This window comes from Bacillus sp. HMSC036E02 (assembly GCF_001836235.1).
GTDB classification, from domain to species: Bacteria; Bacillota; Bacilli; order Bacillales; family Bacillaceae_G; genus Bacillus_A; species Bacillus_A cereus.
Window position 1 is genome coordinate 15,606 of sequence record NZ_KV827869.1, and the last position, 19,379, is coordinate 34,984.

Sequence of the window (19,379 nt, forward strand, 5' to 3'; positions counted from 1 at the left end):
CAAAAGGGAAAAATAACGCTACATACAAAAAATAAGTAACATTTTTTAATATAGCATTTATTGTACGAAAGGTAAAATAATACTTCTTATTTAACTGCCCTGATTCACTAAAAAAAGAACTTGTGAAAATCACAAGTTCTCTCCCATACCTATTAAGCGCTCTGATTCCCTTCCATTTGCGTTTTGTACATATCATAATAACGCCCGCGCTTTTTCATTAGCTCATCATGAGACCCTTTTTCTAAAATGGTTCCTCTATCAAGCACAATAATTTGATCTGCGCTTTTAATTGTTGAAAGTCGGTGAGCGATAATAAATGTCGTTCTTCCTTTTTTCACAACTTCTAGCGCTTGTTGAATCATCGCCTCTGTTTCTGTATCGATACTAGATGTCGCTTCATCTAAAATTAAAATGGCTGGGTCAAAAGCGAGCGCCCTAGCAAACGAAATAAGCTGACGTTCTCCAGTGGAAAGCGTACTTCCCTTTTCTGTAATTTCTTCATTTATATTGTTCGCAAATCTTTCAGCACCAACATCACGCAATGCTTTTACGATGCGCTCTTTTGAAATTTTTTCATTTTCTAAACTTACATTAGATGCTACTGTTCCGCTAAATAAAAAAGGATCTTGCAGTACAATTCCCATATGTTCACGAGTTGCTTGTTTCGGCATCTCTTTTACATCATGACCATCAATCGTAAGCTTTCCTTTTTCAAACTCGTAAAACTGAAAGAGTACGTTCATAATAGAACTTTTTCCTGATCCAGTATGACCGACAAGTGCCACGGTCTCCCCTTGTTTCGCTTCAAAAGAAATATTTTTTAACACTTCATCTTTCCCATTATAAGAAAACGATACATTATCAAACTTCACATTTCCTTGTAAGCGAGGCATACGCTCTTCTTCTACTGCTTCTCCTTTTTCCTCTAACAATTCAAAAACACGCTCTGATGCAACACGCGATTGTTCTAAGTTAGCAAGCTGATTCACCATATTTGTAATCGGTGAGAACAATCGTGTTAAATAATCAACGAACGCATACAGTATCCCTAGAGAAATGACGCCTGTAGCACTTAATGAAGCGCCACCGAAATACCAAATCACACCTGTGAAAGCGATATTTCTTAATACGGATACTAAATTATGAGAAGTTGCTGCATTTAAATTCAAAATTTTATTTTGATACTTAAAATAATCGCCATTTAATTCTTCAAATTCTTTTTTCGTTTCACGCTCTTGACGGAACGCTTGAATAATTGGCATCCCTTGAATGGATTCATTTACTGTTCCGTTAATATCAGATAAACGAGAGCGCATTTTATGATTGTATACAGACGCGTATTTTCTATAAAGAATCGCCCAAACAATTAAAATTGGGATAATTAATAAACATAATGAAGCGAGCTTCACATCTAATAAAAATAGCGCAGCAAATATCCCAATAATATAGATGATACTAGAAACGAATGTTGCCAACACCGTTACATATAAATCACGAATGGCCTCTGTATCATTCGTCACACGCGAAACAATTTTCCCCGCCGGTAAATGATCAAAGTAACGAATTGGCAACGTTTGAATATGAGAAAACACATCTTCCCTCATAATTTGAATAATTTTGTTCGCTGCCTTTTGCAAGAAGAACTGCTTTCCGTATGCAAATAATGACACGACTACTAATAAAGCGAAATAGCCACCACCAAGTAATAATAGACGGTTTATTTCTGGCTTATAAAATGCAAATACTTCTTCCTTTGTTAATGCTTTCGCTTTATACACTTGCACCGCCTTACCATTTTGAACGGTAATCATATCCCCTTTTACAGTACGTGACCCTTCCACATTTACCTTATTCGGTACAAAATAATATTGAAAACCGACTTGCATCACGCGTACTTCTTTTCCTTTTTTCTCGCCTTGTTCAAAGTGATCACTTCGCTTATAAAAAGCCCCATTATACGAAACAGCATCTTCACTCTGTTCTGTTTCATACCAAGGTTTCTCTATCCCGACGATATGATCGTCAATCATCGTTTTAGCGACGAAAGGACCAGCAAGCTCTGCCATGACGAAAATAAATAACATTAACATCGCAGCAAAAATCGTCCCTTTCACTTTCATCGCGTATTGAAACAATCGTTTTGAAACGCTCATATTTTCACCCCACTATCCGCACTTTCACTTTCACCTTGTTGTCTTTCAAACTGTTCAGCATACCAGCCTCCCTTTTGGATAAGCTGAGCATGCGTACCTTCTTCTATAACTGCGCCTTCATCCATAACGAGAATCCAATCCGCATGTTGCACTGCTGATAAACGATGCGTCGTAATAATCGTCGTCTTTCCGCTTCTTTCCGTTCTTATATTTTCAATGATCGCTGCTTCCGTACGAGCATCTACAGCTGATAAAGAATCGTCCAAAATTAAAATTTCTGGATTTTGAATAACAGCTCTTGCAATCGAGATCCTTTGTTTTTGCCCTCCTGATAAAGAAACACCTTTCTCTCCAACGAGCGTTTCTAACCCTTCTGGTAAAAACTCTAAATCCTTTTTAAACGCAGCAATTTCAATTGCTTTCTCTAGTTCTTCTTCAGTCGCTTCCCTATTTCCGAATAAAATATTTTCTCGCGCTGTTTTTGAGAACAAAATATGCTCCTGCGGTACATAACCAATCCAGCCGAGTACATTTTCATTCGTCATTTTATCTAATGTCACATCAGAAACTGCAATATCTCCATCTCCAAGTGGATATTGACGAAGAAGCTGACGTACAAGCGTCGTTTTCCCGCTTCCTGTTTTTCCGACAACCCCAAGCGTCTCCCCTTGTTTTAAGGTAAACGAAACCTTTTTTAAATTTGTTTCAGTTGATGAAGGATATGAAAAGGTAACGTCATCAAACTGAATATAATCCGGCTCTTGCACAAGCTTTGGATGTTTCGGATCCTTTACATCTGGTTCATACGCTAACGTTTCATTCACACGGTCAAGCGAAGCATTTCCTCTTTGCATAACATTAATTAATTCACCAATTGCAAACATCGGCCAAATCATCATCCCTAAATACACGTTAAATGAAACAAGTTCACCAAGTGTTACCTTTGATTGAAATACAAGATATGCCCCGTACACTAAACCGATTAAATAACTAAGGCCAACAAGCATTTTCACAGTTGGTTGGAATAATGCGTCAATTCTCGCTACTTTCATATTTTTTTCGTAGACGTCATCTCCTAAGTGATGAAATCTTTCCTCATCTGCATTCTCTTGTACGTATGCACGAATAACACGCACACCAGCGATTGATTCAAGCACTTTATCGTTCATATCACCAAACGCATCTTGCGCAACGGTAAATCTTTCATGCAATTTCTTTCCATATATATTCATCGCATACGCCATAATTGGAAGCGGAATAAGCGCTGCAAATGTAAGCTCCCAACTAATTGTAAATCCCATCATAAAAACGATCGTAAGCATGTATAAACTAGAATCCACAAGCGTTAATATACCAAAACCAGCTGTCATAGCGATTGCTTTTAAATCATTCGTTGCCCGCGCCATTAAGTCGCCAGTACGATTTTTTTGATAAAAAGTCGGCGTCATCTTAAGTAAATGCCCCATAAATTTAGAGCGCATCGTTTTCTCAAGTACAAATGCACCTCCAAACAATTGATGTTGCCATACGAAAGTAAGACCATACCCAACGATTGTAACCCCTATTAAAATAAGAATAGATTGCATAATTGCTTCGTTCGATAACGTTCCTGTTTTTATATTATCTATCGTAACCCCTAACACTTTCGGGGGAATAACTTCAACTATATTCACAATTAAAAGAGCTCCAATAGCAATACTATATCTCTTCCAGTGCTCCCTAAAAAACCATTTTAACTTTAGTAATACTGATAACAATGTAACCTCTCCCTTCTCGTTCTCGTTTACCTCTCATTTCTTTATCCACTATCCAGACCCATCACATTTACATTTCGTAACCCATACAATCTCATCACATTTTTCCACCTTCCAAAGTTTTTTATCGGAACTAAACAAGGGAAAATAAACAAAAAAAAGCATACCGCCGCTTGACGATATGCACAGGAATGCATAAAAAGCGTACGTTACGATATACGCAACGTACGCTTTTTATAAGACAAAGATGCCCTATATATCCGTACGGGTTGCGTAATGATATGAATGTTTTCTGCCATTTAACAGAGCTAAGCCCATTACATTTACGATTACAATCATTACGCACACCCCCTTCATTTATTTTCCATTTATAATCTTACAACTTTATTGAGTATTCTGTCAATTATTTTTTCACACTTCAAATAAAAATATATGATACACCATTTTGAAATAAGGGAATGTTCTGTAAGAAAGGGCATACAAAATAAAAAAAGAATAAGAAATCGTTTTCACAAACATTTCATTTGAAAAATGTTATCAAACCCCCTACAATCACCTTATACTCACTCTTACAAGTTGCTATTTTAGGAGGACTAATCATGACAACTAGCAATACGTACAAATTTTATTTAAACGGAGAATGGAGAGAAAGCTCTTCAGGAGAAACAATCGAAATTCCATCTCCATACTTACACGAAGTAATTGGACAAGTACAAGCAATTACTCGCGGAGAAGTGGATGAAGCAATTGCATCTGCAAAAGAAGCTCAAAAATCATGGGCTGAAGCTTCCCTACAAGATCGCGCAAAATACTTATATAAATGGGCTGATGAGCTCGTAAATATGCAGGATGAAATTGCCGATATCATTATGAAAGAAGTCGGTAAAGGATATAAAGATGCGAAGAAAGAAGTTGTTCGTACAGCTGACTTCATTCGTTACACGATCGAAGAAGCTTTACATATGCACGGAGAAAGCATGATGGGCGATAGCTTCCCGGGCGGTACAAAATCGAAACTTGCGATTATCCAACGCGCACCACTTGGTGTTGTATTAGCAATCGCACCATTTAACTACCCAGTAAACTTATCTGCTGCAAAACTTGCACCAGCATTAATTATGGGTAACGCTGTTATTTTCAAACCAGCAACTCAAGGTGCAATTAGTGGTATTAAAATGGTTGAAGCACTTCACAAAGCTGGCCTTCCAAAAGGTCTTGTAAACGTAGCTACAGGACGCGGTTCTGTAATTGGTGACTACTTAGTAGAGCACGAAGGCATCAATATGGTATCGTTCACAGGTGGTACAAACACAGGTAAACATTTAGCGAAAAAAGCTTCAATGATTCCACTTGTATTAGAACTTGGTGGTAAAGATCCTGGTATCGTTCGTGAAGATGCTGACTTACAAGATGCTGCAAACCATATCGTAAGCGGTGCATTCTCTTACTCTGGTCAACGTTGTACAGCTATTAAACGTGTACTTGTACACGAAAACGTAGCGGACGAGCTTGTTAGCTTATTAAAAGCGCAAGTAGCTGAACTATCAGTTGGATCTCCAGAACAAGACAGCACAATCGTTCCATTAATTGACGACAAGTCTGCTGACTTCGTTCAAGGTTTAGTTGACGACGCTGTAGAAAAAGGTGCTACAATCGTTATCGGTAACAAACGTGAGCGTAACTTAATTTACCCAACATTAATCGATCACGTAACAGAAGAGATGAAAGTTGCTTGGGAAGAGCCATTCGGCCCAATCCTTCCAATCATCCGTGTTTCTTCAGATGAACAAGCAATTGAAATTGCTAACAAATCAGAGTTCGGTCTGCAAGCAAGTGTCTTCACTAAAGACATTAACAAAGCATTTGCAATTGCTAACAAAATCGAAACTGGTTCTGTACAAATTAACGGACGCACAGAGCGCGGCCCTGACCACTTCCCATTCATCGGTGTAAAAGGTTCAGGTATGGGCGCACAAGGTATTCGTAAGAGCCTTGAGTCTATGACACGTGAAAAAGTAACTGTATTAAACTTAGTTTAATCTTATAAAAAGAAGCTGATCTATAAATAGATCAGCTTCTTTTCTATATAAATACTTCCGAAAAACGGAGTATTTCGTTCTACTTCCGATTTGGTTTTCCAAATCGAACTAAAACATGCCATAATAATTTTAATTCCTGAAGCACTTCTTCATAAGTTCCACGATCACTCCAAGATAATGGATTGCGTTTCAAATCCACTACAGCAGAGCCAATTATATTTGCATCGATGCAATGATTCCGTGCAATGCGTCTTGCTAAAGATGGCATTTTTGAACCTCTAAAATCCATCGGAACTTCGTCTACCATAAGTACAAAACCGATGTGCCAATACAAATCAATCGCATACTTCAGGCAAATTCCTTCTAAAACTTTCCCTACATCCGTACCCTTAAATGAAGGATCTGCAACAAGCACCTCTACGTCTTCTTTAAGAGAAATCTCTCCATGAATTTGCGCTTCGATATAATGATTAAGATTACGGGCTGGCTCTTTATCTGCGAAATCTATAAACGGTCTTTCCAGGTTATCCAGCAAATGATGAATGAGTCTTGTTGGAGTCAAATTCCCTTCACCAATTGCAAAATCTCTTACGAATGTCTCTTCCAAAAGAGCAGCTAAAATCATATCAAACTCCTCATAAGTCCCCTTTTCTTTCGGATCTTGATGCGAATCTAAATATGTATATGTAGAGCGCGAAGAAACTTTTGGAGATAAGAGAAAATAACATGAACCAAAACGCGGAGCCGGCCCATCTGGATGTAACATTAAATTTAGCGCTCCGTATTTTGGCCGTTGATCATTCGTTACGCCTTCTAATTGATATGCCCCTCCAAATATTCTCTTTTCCCAAAGGTCACGTTCACCACCAGGATAAGCAGATACGCTTCCATTAGATAGCAATGTTTCAAACTGACTTTTATATACTCCTTGCTCAAACAGTGCTTCAGCAACACTTTTCATATTCGAATCTAGTCTGTCTGGATGAAAGTGTAAAGCAATCCTTGCATGAGATTTTAAATTAGCGACAGCTTCTTCAAATATTTCATCTGTAATATTAGACATTTTAAGTATATGATTAATCGTTGCTTTAGCCCCACGTTTTTCGTTCTCTGCATATTTTGAAATATACTCTAAAGCAAATAATTGAGATCTTAATAATTCCATAATCCAATCTCCCCTTTAATTGAACTGCCCTTAAACACTTCAATTAAAAGCTTATTCTTTCCTTCTTATGAAACGAACCTCATTTATTTAAAAAAGTAATTTACTAAATCTTAATTATGTATACACGCATTTTTCATAGGCAAATGTACACATTCTACAGAAATTTGATACCCTAGCCATCGCTCAGCAATATGTTCAAATGATAAAACAGATCCCGTTGTAAAAAAGCGATGCTTCGGATTCAGATTGTCAGACAAAATTCCTTTGTGCTGTAAAATGGTACTTAACTCTATCGCTGTTTCTTCTGCAGAACTAATAATCGTTATGTCTTCTCCTAGTTCCTTTTTTATATAGGACTCTAAAAGTGGATAATGCGTACATCCAAGAATTAACGTATCTATATCTTCTTTCATTAATGGAAGTAAAGCTTGTTTCACTTGCTGCGTGACATATGCTGTATCTTCTAATTGATTTTCTACAACTGTGGCTAAAGTCGGGCAAGCATAGCTATGCACTTCCAAATATGTATCCAGCTCGTGTAATGCTTTTTCATACATATTAGATTTTATCGTACCTACAGTTCCAATTACCCCGATTTCCCCTTTCTTTGTAACTTTAATTGCCGCTCTTGCTCCTGGATGTATAACGCCAATAACTGGAATGGAAAGTGCTTCTTGTAGCGCATTCAATGCAGCAGCTGCAGCAGTATTACATGCTACGACTAGCGCTTTTAATGGAAACTGTTTGAGGAACTCAACCATTTCAAATACGAAAGATTGCACCTCCTCTACACTTCTTGGCCCATACGGACAACGCTTATTATCACCAATATAATAAATGCTTTCTTTAGGCAATTGTCTTATAATTTCGCTCGCAACTGTTAATCCCCCAACACCCGAATCTAGCACACCTATTACTGAATGTTTATGACATACAGACATATACTTCATCCCCTTTTCAATCATCTAGCGCTAATAACATGTATTATATTACGAAAATTCAAATATCACATAACAATCCCTCTTACTTTTAATCACAAACTGTTCTCTATAATCTGATTATTACTATATCCATTGACGTATAAAAATTCATTTGTTACTCTTAAAGACGTTAATTTAATATTTAAATCCTCATTCGTATCTCGGTGAGGTAGAGGTTGCAATCATTAAGAGTATCATTTCAGGAGATGTAGTGGCATTGATGAAGGAATGAGAAAGGAATGGTTGCCGAAGTAAGTCGTGTCCACCATGCACGCTTGCTGGGTCTGCATTTAATAAGTGCAGAACTGTCACAAACGTTTCGTTTGTGGAGAGCTATCGAGAGGTATGTCGTGGGTTTCTTATAAGATAGAAAGCATGTAGCGGCAAATTACGTGCTTTTTTTGTTTTGTTTGGGACTTCTCTTCCTGATTCAGGAAGACATACATATCTCCTCGCTTGACTTGGTTATACTAACTTTGGAGGTATTTTTCTATGCAACAAAAAAAATGGGGCTTTTGGGTACTAACAGCTTTCGTTGTCGGTAACATGGTTGGCGCTGGTATTTTCATGGTACCAAGTACGTTGGCACAAACAGCAAGCCCACTCGGTGTCACTTTAGCTTGGTTAACCACAGGGTTTGGTGTTTTAATGCTAGCTCTTGTTTTCGGTAATTTAGCAATTCGTCGTCCTGATTTAACGACAGGGCCACAAAGTCATGCATATGCTTTATTCTCAACACCAAAAAAGAAAAAAATGGCTGGCTTCAGTATGGTATGGGGATATTGGGTTGCAAACTGGGCAAGTAACGTTGCCATCATTACATCATTTGCGGGATATTTATCACTCTTCTTCCCAATTATGAAAGATACGCGACTACTATTTTCAATCGGCTCGTTTAACGTAGAAGTCGGAAAACTAATTACATTTACGATTTGTTCCATCTTACTTTGGGGAACTCATATTATATTAACAAATGGTGTAAGCGGAGCTGGAAAACTAAACTTCTTAGCAACAACAACGAAAGTAACTGGATTCCTTTTATTCATCGTCGTTACGTTATTTGCATTCGAAGCTTCTAAGTTTGGACAATGGTACACACCGATGATTGATAAATCAGGTGCATCACATGGTCTTCTTTCACAAGTAAATTTAGCTGCTCTTACAACGCTTTGGGCGTTTATCGGAATTGAATCAGCCGTTCTTTTATCAAACCGTGCTGTTTCTCCAAAAACGGTAAAACGTGCAACAGTTGCGGGATTACTTATTACAGTTGCGATTTACTTAGGAATTACAATTTTAACAATGGGTGTACTTCACGTTGATAAATTACAAGCTTCTGAACGTCCATTAGCAGATGCACTAAATGCTGCAATGGGTCACGGCGGCGGGAAACTGATGGCATTACTTGCTCTTACTTCCCTGTTCGGTTCTATCTTAGGCTGGATTTTATTAAGCTCAGAAGTACCTTATCAAGCAGCAAAAGAAGGTTTCTTCCCTTCCTTCTTCACGAAAACAAATAAAAAAGGAAGTCCAATTTACTCATTACGATTAACAAACATTATGTCGCAAGTATTCCTATTCTCAACATTATCAGGAACCATTGCGGAAGCTTATACATTCGTTATTACCGTATCAACACTGGCCTACCTCATTCCATATCTCGTTTCACCAATCTTCCAGTTAAAACTAGTCGCAACTGGTGAAACATATAAAAATGAAATGCGGGCAAGAATTACAGATGGCATAGTCGCAGTTATCGCACTTTGCTACGCACTATGGGTTATTAAAACTGGCGCATCCGATATAAAAACGTTCCTTCTCGGAATTGGTTTATTCGTAATTGGATTTGCTTTCTATCCATTAATGAATCGTGATCAGAAAAAAAATAACGAAAAGAAAAACGGGCAAGTTGCATAACGCAATTTGCTCGTTTTTTCTTTTGTAAAACATATATAATAGAACAAAGAGGTGAAAAACATGTCAATCGAATCGCTATGGAGCAGTCGCTTCCAACAACATATTCAAAATATCATTACATACTTTGCACGTATGATTAACGGTTTACTATATAGCTTTATCTTTATTTCATGCGTTGGTGCATATTATTATGCTCAGTTTCTAAAAGCATCTCCTTCTAAAGGAATATCTTTAATAATTATAACGATTGTACTTACGTTCATTATAACGAGATGCCCTATCCGTACATTTATTCAAAAACCTGATGCTGTCTATTTGCTTGTATTAGAAGAGAAACTAACATCCTATTTCAAAAAATCTCTTCTATACAATTACATCATGCAGCTTTTCCCATTGTTATTTACGTTCCTTATTCTCGTTCCACTTGCTATGCAATCATTACAATTAACTGTACCTTTTTTATGTACAATCTTTATCGTGTTAATGATTACGAAAGCCTGGAACATGTACATACATTGGATGTGGCGTGATAGTCACGAAAAAAATATATGGCTGATCATTCGTATTACTTGTAACGCCCTAATCATTTACATGCTGTTTTATTCCGCAAATGTTCTCATATTGGGCGGACTACTCTTACTACTTGCTTTCCTACTTCTATATACGAAAAAACAGCCTACAAAACGAATACCGTGGGATTACATAATCGAGCAAGAAGAAAAAATGAACGTTCGTTTTTATCAATTTGCTAGCATTTTCACCGATGTTCCGCAACTGAATAAACAAGTAAATAAAAGAAAATGGCTTACAAATTGGATTGAACCTTTATTACATAAAAAACGAGCAACTTTCTTCTACTTACATACACTAGCATTTTTACGTGGAAATGATTATTTCGGTATATATATTCGCTTAGGATTGATCGGTGCTTTCGCCTTATATTTCATACCAAATATATACGTAAAAGGTGCTATCACTTACATCGTTCTATATATGATCTCTATGCAGCTTCGTTCACTATGGAAATATTTTTCGGGAAATATTATTGCAGCATTATATCCAATCCATACTGAAGAAAGAATGAAACAATTTCTTAGCTTAATCTTTATATTGCTAAGTATTCAACTCATTGTATTTTCGAGTGTTATACTCATTGCTACAGGTCAATTTTTACATAGCCTTATCATTATGATTGTCGGGTTACTCTGGATCAAATTTATTATTGTACCAAAAACGAAGCAAAGAATTTCCGCATTTTAACGAAAAGAATTATCTTAAAAGCCAAGGAGAAAATAAATTTTCTCCTTGGCTTTTTTATTTTGCTTCCTCAAACAAGAATTACTGAAACAACCGATATTTTATGATTTTACATACAAAAACGATAATACATGTTTACGACCTAATAAAAAGGGTATCTATTAATTAACAGAGTAAAGGAGGGGCCTATATTGTGAATAAAAAAACGGAACAATTGAAGCATCACGTTACTGACAATCAATGCAAACATGCTTTAACAACAAATCAAGGGGTAAAAATAGCTGAAGATGAATTTTCTTTAAAGATGGGCTTAAGAGGCCCAACCTTAATGGAGGATTTTCACTTTCGTGAGAAAATGACCCATTTTGATCACGAACGAATTCCCGAAAGGATTGTTCATGCACGCGGGGTTGGCGCTCATGGTTATTTTCAGCTTTATGAATCTTTAGAAACATATACGAAAGCAGATTTTCTTACTAATCCTTCAAAGAAAACACCTGTATTTGTACGGTTCTCAACCGTTCAAGGTTCTAAAGGATCCAACGACACAGTAAGAGATGTACGCGGATTCGCCACAAAATTTTATACAGATGAAGGAAACTATGATTTAGTGGGTAATAATATGCCAGTATTCTTTATCCAAGATGCTATTAAATTTCCTGATTTTGTCCATGCAGTTAAACCAGAACCACATAATGATATTCCTCAAGGAGCTAGCGCTCATGATACCTTTTGGGACTTTGTTGCGCATAATCCTGAGTCCACTCATATGGTCATGTGGCAAATGAGCGACCGAGCTATTCCGCGTAGTTTACGAATGATGGAAGGTTTTGGAGTTCACACATTTCGACTCATTAACGCAGAAGGAAAAGCCCATTTCGTAAAGTTTCACTGGAAACCTACCCTCGGGGTTCATTCATTAGTATGGGATGAAGCTCAAAAGATTGCCGGGAAAAATCCTGATTTTCATCGTCAAGATTTATACGAAGCAATTGAAAAAGGGGATTATCCTGAATGGGAGCTTGGATTACAGCTAATTCCAGAAGAAGATGAACATAAATTTGATTTTGATATTTTAGATCCAACGACATTATGGCCAGAAGAAGAAGTTCCCGTAAAATTAGTTGGTAAAATGACACTGAACAAAAATGTTGATAACTTCTTTGCTGAAACAGAGCAGGTAGCTTTTCACCCTGGTCATGTCGTACCAGGTATTGATTTTTCAAATGACCCTCTTCTGCAAGGAAGATTATTCTCCTATACAGATACACAATTATCTCGTTTAGGGGGCCCTAATTTCCATCAAATTCCTATTAATCAGCCTGTATGTCCTTTTCATAATAATCAACGTGATGGTATGCATCAAATGCAGATTCATCGCGGTCAAACAAGCTATCATCCTAATGGATTAAATAACAATCAACCTGCAACCGTCCAAGCCGAACAAGGAGGATATGAACATTATCAAGAAAAGATTGATGGGCATAAAATTAGAGGTCGCAGTAAAAGCTTTCTTAACTTTTATTCTCAGGCTAAACTTTTCTACAATAGTATGAGCCCTATTGAAAAGCAGCACATAAAAGAAGCTTTTTGCTTTGAAGTTGGGAAGTGTAAATCAGACATGGTGAAGGCAAATGTAATTGCTCTCTTAAACCACGTCGATCGTCAATTAGCACAAGAAGTCGCTAACATTATTGGAGCTCCTTTACCTAAGGAAAATCACGAAGTAAATTCAGATGCAAAATCACCTGCACTAAGTATGTCCAATACTATTTTTAAATCTGATTCCAAAAATGTTGCAATTCTATTAAATGGTGACCCAAGCGTCTCACTTCTGTCCGAATGGATTCAAGCTTTTGTACAACACCGAATTAACTATAGTATCATAGATAATAAAATTTATCAGTTCAATGATTCCATTAAAGTAACTGACACTTATACAACAACAGACTCCTCCCTTTTTGATGCAGTATTAGTGTTTAGTAGTGAGTCTGTCATTCAACCCCCTGTTTTAGAATTTGCAGAAACTACTTTTAAACATTTTAAACCGATAGCTCATGTCCTTAGTAATCCTCATGCTTTGGACCATAGTAAGATTAAACTGGATGGAGCAGGAGTTTACAACTTAACAAATACTTCAATTGAATCATTTATAGAAGGCATTGCCCAAGGAAGATTCTGGAGCCGATAATATAATATAAGGAGCGGATTAGAATGAGTAAAAAAATTGCTATTTTAATAACGGATTATTTCGAGGATACAGAATACACAGAGCCAGTAGAAGCTTTTAAACAAAAGGGATATGAATTCACAACTATTGAAATGGAAAAAGGGAAAACGGTACACGGTAAGCAAGGAAAAAGTGAAGTCGTGATTGATAAAAGTATTGATGATGTTTCTCCAGAGAACTTTGATGCCCTCTTCATACCGGGTGGATTTTCTCCAGATATACTTCGTGCCGATGAACGTTTTGTTCGCTTTAGTAAAGCATTTATGGATGCGGAAAAACCTGTTTTCGCTATTTGTCACGGACCTCAGCTACTCATCACTGCACAAACACTTGAAGGACGCGATGTAACTGGATATAAATCTATTGAAGTCGATTTAAAAAATGCCGGCGGGAACTTTCATGACAAAGAGGTTGTCGTATGTCAAAATCAGCTAGTAACAAGTAGACAGCCAGAGGACATCCCAGCGTTTATTGAAGAATCGTTGCGTATATTAGGATAACTACTTTGGTTAACTAACCTCCTTTTATTTACATGAAAATAATGAATCAGCGGGGTTTTATTCATCCCCCCACTGATTCATTAGCCCTCACCAACTGGTCGTTTACAGGAAATCCGACCACCACAAATAGCAAGATAAATAAAAAGAGGGGAATCCAAAAGTTCAGTTTTAATAATCTTTTGGATTCCCCCCTTTTCTCGCCCAAAAATTCCTTATCACTTTTCATAGGCATTTCTCATATAGTGAAAATGACTATATAATTCCTATCCATAAGTTAAATAATGATTTCGCACATATATAAATACAAAAGATGGGAGCCCTATTTATGAATAACAATCCACCTTCAACGCCCCAAGACAACTCCGAAAACAATAGCCGTGATATTACGCTGCAAACATTAAGGGTCATCGGACTCGTCGTCCTTATTAGTGGTTATATCCTCGTTGCGCTCTCTGAAGTAGGTGAGCTGAAAGTCTTATTAACAAACCCAAATAGCAATCCTGATTTAGCTGAAGTTGATCCGTTTTAAAAGCCATATGAAAAGCGATTTCTAGCATCGCTTTTCATATCGTTTTATCCAATCTGAGAAACCTCCCCCTCATACTTCTCTCTCCCTATCGCCTTCATAAATAGTAAAATACTGCTCATACCAACGATAAAGTACAGAGCACTCATGCCCCAAGATGCAATAAATGAACCTAGCATAACACCTAATGCCCCGTTCATTTTTGCAACTTGAAAGACCATTCCGTTAATCGCCATATATGAACCTCTCGCCTCATTTGGCACCATATCTGCCATAATAGATTGACGCACTGGCACATACATCATCTCGCCTACCGTTTGGAAAAGCCCTGCAATTAATAAAATCCATAAGCTATTGCTCGTTCCGAGTATTGTAAATCCAATCGTGTAAATAAATAAGCCTACATATAAGATTTTCAAATCGTTGAAGCTTTTCAGCATTTTAATAAGAAGTGCTGAACATAACACAACTAAAATTGTATTCTCTGCAGAAATCCAGCTTAGCATGCGAATACCTGTTAAATCAAACGTAAAACCATTCCCGAATAAAAAGTGCACCGTTTCAAATTCCTTCTGCAAACGTACCCCTAAATAATTATTAATTTGAAACTCTAACGATAATGTACATATACTCGCTGCACAAAAAATTAAAAATGCTTTATCTTTCATCACGACTTTATAACTATCTGCCATATCTTTTAATACATTTTTCTTCTCCATCGTTTTTCGTGCTACATACACTTCTTCCATATACACAGCCATCACATATAAAGTCATAATGGCAACAAGCGTTAATACGATAAACAATTGTAGTCTATAGTTTTCAAATAGTAATCCTCCAAATATCGCTCCAATCGCAATCGATAAATTAATAGCCCAGTAATTAATGCTATACATCACTTTTCGATTTTCAGATGTACTCACATCAATTAACATCGCTTCTGTCGCAGGATTCATAAGTCCCGATCCTAAACTATTCACTAGCATAAAGATAAATGTTAACCACGGTGAGTCAACGTAATCCGAATTCGCAACTCCCATACAAGCAATGGAAATGACTTGTATACTTTGACCGATAATCATAACCTTTTTACGCCCAAGCCGGTCTCCAACATATCCACCGTATAAACCAATTACTAATGAAGCTATGACATTAATAAGTAGTAACGCACCAGCAATCGCGCTACCTAACTTTACGGAAAAATAAATCGCCATAAATGGAAAAATCATCGTGGACACAGTACGTGTTAAAAACGATGTTATAATTCTAATTTTTATATTTCGATGCATACTCCAAAATCCCATTGTTTCCCCTCCTTATGCTTACTTATTTTACTTTGAAAAAAAGGAAGAAAAAGGTTAGAATATTCTAAAGAGTTTCCCCTTTTATGATAGAAGGAAGTGTATATATGAAAATTATGGACTATTACATTAGACTAAGACTACATGCACAAGATCAACAACATATGCGAAATAGCTTACAAGAATTAGCGGATGTTTTATATTGCAGTACGAAAAACGTAAAGATTTTATTAAAGAAAATGAGCGAGGAGCAATTAATTAGCTGGACTCCAGGGCGAGGCCGCGGAAATAAAACGGAAATTCTATTTATACATAATCTCGTAGAAGCGATTGAGTCCTATACAGATGAACTGTTAGCACAAGAAAAATTAAAAGATATCTTTCTTCTTTTAAAAGAACCCCTACCCCTTGCACTTCAAAAAAAGATAGAAAATAAACTACATCATCATTTTGGATACGAACCTTCAAATGATATGTACGACGTATTAAAGATTCCTATATCGAGAAAGATATTCCCATTAGATCCGGCTTTTGTGGCTGTAACTACAGAGAGTCATCTTACAAGTCAAATTTTTGATACGTTAGTTGTCTATAACGATGTTACTGAAAAAATGGAGCCTCACATTGCGCATACATGGGAATTAAGTGAAGATGGACTTACGTGGACCTTTTATTTACGAAAAGATATATATTTTCACAATGAATCAATTTTAACTTCTAAAGATGTACAGTTTTCATTTGAAAGACTAAAGCAAGTTCAATCCCCTTTCGAATGGTTAACAGAAGAAATTGTTCAAATTGAAACACCATCACCACTGCAAATTCGATTCCATTTAGCAAAACCAAATTTATTTTTCTTACACTATGTAAGTTCAATGCAGCTCGCAATTTTACCGCGTGATACGAGTATTCAAAATCATCATTATATAGGTACTGGACCTTTCAAACTTGCTCATTACTCTGAAGATAATATCGTACTCGAAGCGTTCACCCATTATTTTAAAGAGCGCGCATTATTAGACCGTATTGAATTTTGGGGTATTCCTGACCATGTGCAAATAGATGCTGATTATGAACTACCAAACGAAGAGGAAAATGAAAGGCATGATATACAAATAGAAGAAATAGGTTGTATTTATGCTAGCTTCAACTTTAAAAAACCTGGTCCTCATCACGACATTTACTTTCGAAAAGCTTGGAGAGAACTATATGATGTTGAAATGATACTTCGTAACATAGAGGGTAGACGGACAATTGCTGCATCAAGCTTTTTCCCTGATAGAAGCCGCCTTGCAACAAGAAGATCCTACTCTTTAGAAAAGGCAAAAGAGTATTTGAAAAAGAGTACATATAATGGAGAAACGATACATATTTACTTCTTCGCATTTAAAGATAGTGCAAATGATGCATATTTCTTAAAAGAACGATGTGCAAGTTTAGGTATACAAGTAGAGCTTCACCCATTTCCCGTTTCAGATTATATGAATCGCTCTATTGATAAACATGCTGATATTATTTTCATGGGAGAAGTATTTGCTGCCAATCATGAAATTGCATTCTTAAATGTATTTAAAAATAAAAGTTGCTTCGTAAATCGGTTCATGGACCCGCACTACGAAAAACAAATTAACTGTTTACTAGATACATTTTTACTAGAAGAAAATAAAGAAAAGCGCTATGAACTCATGTATGAGATTGAAGAGTTTTTACAAGCAGAACACATCATTTTATTTAACTATCACGTTCTAAAAAGAAAAACATACCCTTCTTCTTTAAAAAACGTAACAATTGATTCATTCGGTTGGGCAAATTTTGCGAAGTTATGGATACAGCCATCCATGTCTTAAAATATGAGTCATTATAAAAGGAGAAGGTACTACATCCTTAGCAGTACCTTCTTCACATACTATTATTTAATTACTCCATCTAAGTGATCTTTCAAGTTCAATAAATACTTCTCTATATCCGGATTCTTCACCACATCATAACAAGCAAAACTCTTTAACGGACTCATACTGAGAAACTTTTGCACGCGGTGTAAATGACTAAGCGCTGATTCTAAACTTTCTCCTTCAAAGAACTTCGTCTTATCTCCAAATGCTTTTTCAGGTGCATTCCAAGTTGTAGAGAACATATACTCTTTCTCTTTTAATAAACCACCTGTTCCATATTCATCTGCACCTTTAAAGAACAAACCGTATTCATATACTTCATCCATATACGTTTTAAATAAGCCTGGAACACTAAACCAGTAAATTGGCGTTTGATAAATCACAACATCGGCCCATAAAAATTTATCTTGTTCTTCTTTAATATTGTAACCATCTTGAATCGTTGTTGTTTTCACATGATGATTCTCGCCTAATACAGTAACCATATAATCTACTAACGTTTTATTTAATCGTCCTTCCTTTGTACCGTATTTTTCATGTCCATTTATAATAAATATATTTTTCATCATTTTTCTCTCCCCTATATGATCTACTCTTCAGCTATTAAGCCGAGTTGCTGCTGTAGTGTAAGATTATCTTCTAAATGCCAATCTTCCGTTATCTTTCCGTCTTTCACATGTAAAATATCAATTGCAAAAAAATTAATTTTCTTACCATTATGCGTTCCTGTAAAAGAAAGACGGGCTGTTACTTTATCACCAACAACTAATAAGTCTTCAATCTCGCAATGTATATCAGGCACAACTTTACGAAAATTTTGCGCTGCAAACTTTAATCCTTCAATGCCTTGTGGTCGCCCTTTCGGCAATGTATTATCGAAGAAATCTTTAGTAACAGTCTGCGGAATAAGTTCCTCCTTACCTGTATCCCAAAATGCATAAAAACGCTGCGCCGCATGAACCATTTCTGTCGCTTCTTTTTTACTTAGTGAGGGATCAATTGTCATTGCTTTTGGCTTTGGCATTTCTTTTAATAACTGAACTTCAGTTTTTTGTTCCACACCACATGCTACAAGCACAATACAAATAACAAACAAACTAAGAAATCCAAATAACTTTTTTATCCCCATGGAAATCACCACCTCCTTATATAAATCCTTTTTGTTTCGTATTGCTATTGTATATGCACTAACTTCCTTTATGGAAGTAGTGATATTTTTTTCATATAGTTACCAAAAGTATAGTTTTGTGATACTATAAAGCAAATTCATCCAAAAAAATTTTATGGAGGCTAGTTCCATGAACGATATAAATCCAGTTGAATTAACGAAAGGTTTACCGGGCATACCTTGTCCTATCGCTAAAACGCTTGATGTAATTAGTACAAAATGGACGTTTTTAATCATTCGTGATCTTCTTATCGAAGGAACATTACGCTTTAGTGATTTACAAAAATCAATGGATGGTATTAGTCCAAAAACATTATCGCTTCGATTAAAAGAATTAGAGTCTCAAGGCATTATAACGAGAAAAGTATATCCAGAAGTTCCGCCTCGTGTAGAGTACACATTAACGGATAAAGGAAAGCAATTAGAGGGGATTTTTATTGAATTAAAACGGTTTGGGTTAAGCTTATAAAACAAAAAAAACTTACCGTTGAAGTGAA

Annotated in this window: 15 protein-coding genes and 1 riboswitch; of the genes, 8 read left to right on the forward strand and 7 right to left on the reverse strand. The window is 36.4% G+C overall.

Annotated features, from left to right (window positions below):
* Positions 1-152: 152 nt before the first annotated feature.
* Complete coding sequence (locus HMPREF2590_RS24345; RefSeq protein ID WP_050821673.1) at positions 153-2,153, reverse strand: ABC transporter ATP-binding protein; 2,001 nt, start codon at positions 2,151-2,153, stop codon at positions 153-155.
* The gene (locus HMPREF2590_RS24350) at positions 2,150-3,910 is read right to left on the reverse strand and encodes an ABC transporter ATP-binding protein (RefSeq protein ID WP_000953785.1); all 1,761 of its coding nucleotides are present in this window, start codon (positions 3,908-3,910) and stop codon (positions 2,150-2,152) included. The genes HMPREF2590_RS24345 and HMPREF2590_RS24350 overlap by 4 nt, the downstream gene beginning before the upstream one ends.
* 596 nt (positions 3,911-4,506) lie before the next feature.
* On the opposite strand from HMPREF2590_RS24350, the gene gapN reads away from it, so the two are divergent.
* Positions 4,507-5,946: an NADP-dependent glyceraldehyde-3-phosphate dehydrogenase gene (gene gapN, locus HMPREF2590_RS24360; RefSeq protein WP_000213634.1), complete on the forward strand. Its 1,440-nt coding sequence runs from the start codon at positions 4,507-4,509 to the stop codon at positions 5,944-5,946.
* Positions 5,947-6,025: 79 nt separating this feature from the next.
* On the opposite strand, the gene HMPREF2590_RS24365 is transcribed toward gapN, so the two are convergent.
* Both HMPREF2590_RS24365 and racE read right to left on the reverse strand, forming a co-directional pair.
* The gene (locus HMPREF2590_RS24365) at positions 6,026-7,111 is read right to left on the reverse strand and encodes a DUF3626 domain-containing protein (protein WP_000422024.1); all 1,086 of its coding nucleotides are present in this window, start codon (positions 7,109-7,111) and stop codon (positions 6,026-6,028) included.
* Between the two features lie 110 nt (positions 7,112-7,221).
* Complete coding sequence (gene racE, locus HMPREF2590_RS24370) at positions 7,222-8,052, reverse strand: glutamate racemase (RefSeq protein WP_000109667.1); 831 nt, start codon at positions 8,050-8,052, stop codon at positions 7,222-7,224.
* A 201-nt stretch (positions 8,053-8,253) separates the two neighbouring features.
* A riboswitch (Lysine riboswitch) is annotated at positions 8,254-8,435 on the forward strand.
* Between the two features lie 148 nt (positions 8,436-8,583).
* Here racE and HMPREF2590_RS24375 point away from each other — a divergent pair.
* The 5 genes from HMPREF2590_RS24375 (at position 8,584) to HMPREF2590_RS24395 (ending at position 14,524) form a co-directional block, all read left to right on the forward strand.
* The gene (locus tag HMPREF2590_RS24375) at positions 8,584-10,008 is read left to right on the forward strand and encodes an amino acid permease (RefSeq protein WP_001186301.1); all 1,425 of its coding nucleotides are present in this window, start codon (positions 8,584-8,586) and stop codon (positions 10,006-10,008) included.
* A gap of 60 nt (positions 10,009-10,068) precedes the next feature.
* A complete protein-coding gene (locus tag HMPREF2590_RS24380) occupies positions 10,069-11,268 on the forward strand; it encodes an ABC transporter permease (RefSeq protein ID WP_000021374.1) in 1,200 nt (399 codons plus the stop codon).
* 190 nt (positions 11,269-11,458) lie between these two features.
* The gene (locus tag HMPREF2590_RS24385) at positions 11,459-13,456 is read left to right on the forward strand and encodes a catalase (protein WP_050821667.1); all 1,998 of its coding nucleotides are present in this window, start codon (positions 11,459-11,461) and stop codon (positions 13,454-13,456) included.
* 23 nt (positions 13,457-13,479) lie between these two features.
* On the forward strand, positions 13,480-13,995 hold the full coding sequence (locus HMPREF2590_RS24390; protein WP_000037532.1) for a type 1 glutamine amidotransferase domain-containing protein: 516 nt from the start codon (positions 13,480-13,482) through the stop codon (positions 13,993-13,995).
* Positions 13,996-14,320: 325 nt separating this feature from the next.
* On the forward strand, positions 14,321-14,524 hold the full coding sequence (locus HMPREF2590_RS24395; protein ID WP_001063872.1) for a hypothetical protein: 204 nt from the start codon (positions 14,321-14,323) through the stop codon (positions 14,522-14,524).
* 44 nt (positions 14,525-14,568) lie between these two features.
* Here HMPREF2590_RS24395 and HMPREF2590_RS24400 read toward each other — a convergent pair whose 3' ends face one another.
* Positions 14,569-15,825, reverse strand: coding sequence for an MDR family MFS transporter (locus HMPREF2590_RS24400; RefSeq protein WP_000508236.1), 1,257 nt, complete (start codon positions 15,823-15,825; stop codon positions 14,569-14,571).
* Positions 15,826-15,908: 83 nt separating this feature from the next.
* Between HMPREF2590_RS24400 and HMPREF2590_RS24405 the strand changes: the two genes are divergently transcribed.
* Positions 15,909-17,669: an SgrR family transcriptional regulator gene (locus tag HMPREF2590_RS24405; RefSeq protein WP_000569525.1), complete on the forward strand. Its 1,761-nt coding sequence runs from the start codon at positions 15,909-15,911 to the stop codon at positions 17,667-17,669.
* Positions 17,670-17,731: 62 nt separating this feature from the next.
* Here the strand turns inward: HMPREF2590_RS24405 and HMPREF2590_RS24410 are convergent, their stop codons facing one another.
* Positions 17,732-18,280 (reverse strand): NAD(P)H-dependent oxidoreductase, encoded by a 549-nt coding sequence (locus HMPREF2590_RS24410; protein WP_002098791.1) that lies wholly within the window; start codon positions 18,278-18,280, stop codon positions 17,732-17,734.
* Between the two features lie 23 nt (positions 18,281-18,303).
* Positions 18,304-18,843 (reverse strand): ester cyclase, encoded by a 540-nt coding sequence (locus HMPREF2590_RS24415; protein WP_000511560.1) that lies wholly within the window; start codon positions 18,841-18,843, stop codon positions 18,304-18,306.
* A gap of 169 nt (positions 18,844-19,012) precedes the next feature.
* Between HMPREF2590_RS24415 and HMPREF2590_RS24420 the strand changes: the two genes are divergently transcribed.
* Positions 19,013-19,351, forward strand: coding sequence for a winged helix-turn-helix transcriptional regulator (locus HMPREF2590_RS24420; RefSeq protein ID WP_000997917.1), 339 nt, complete (start codon positions 19,013-19,015; stop codon positions 19,349-19,351).
* The last annotated feature ends 28 nt before the right edge of the window (positions 19,352-19,379 follow it).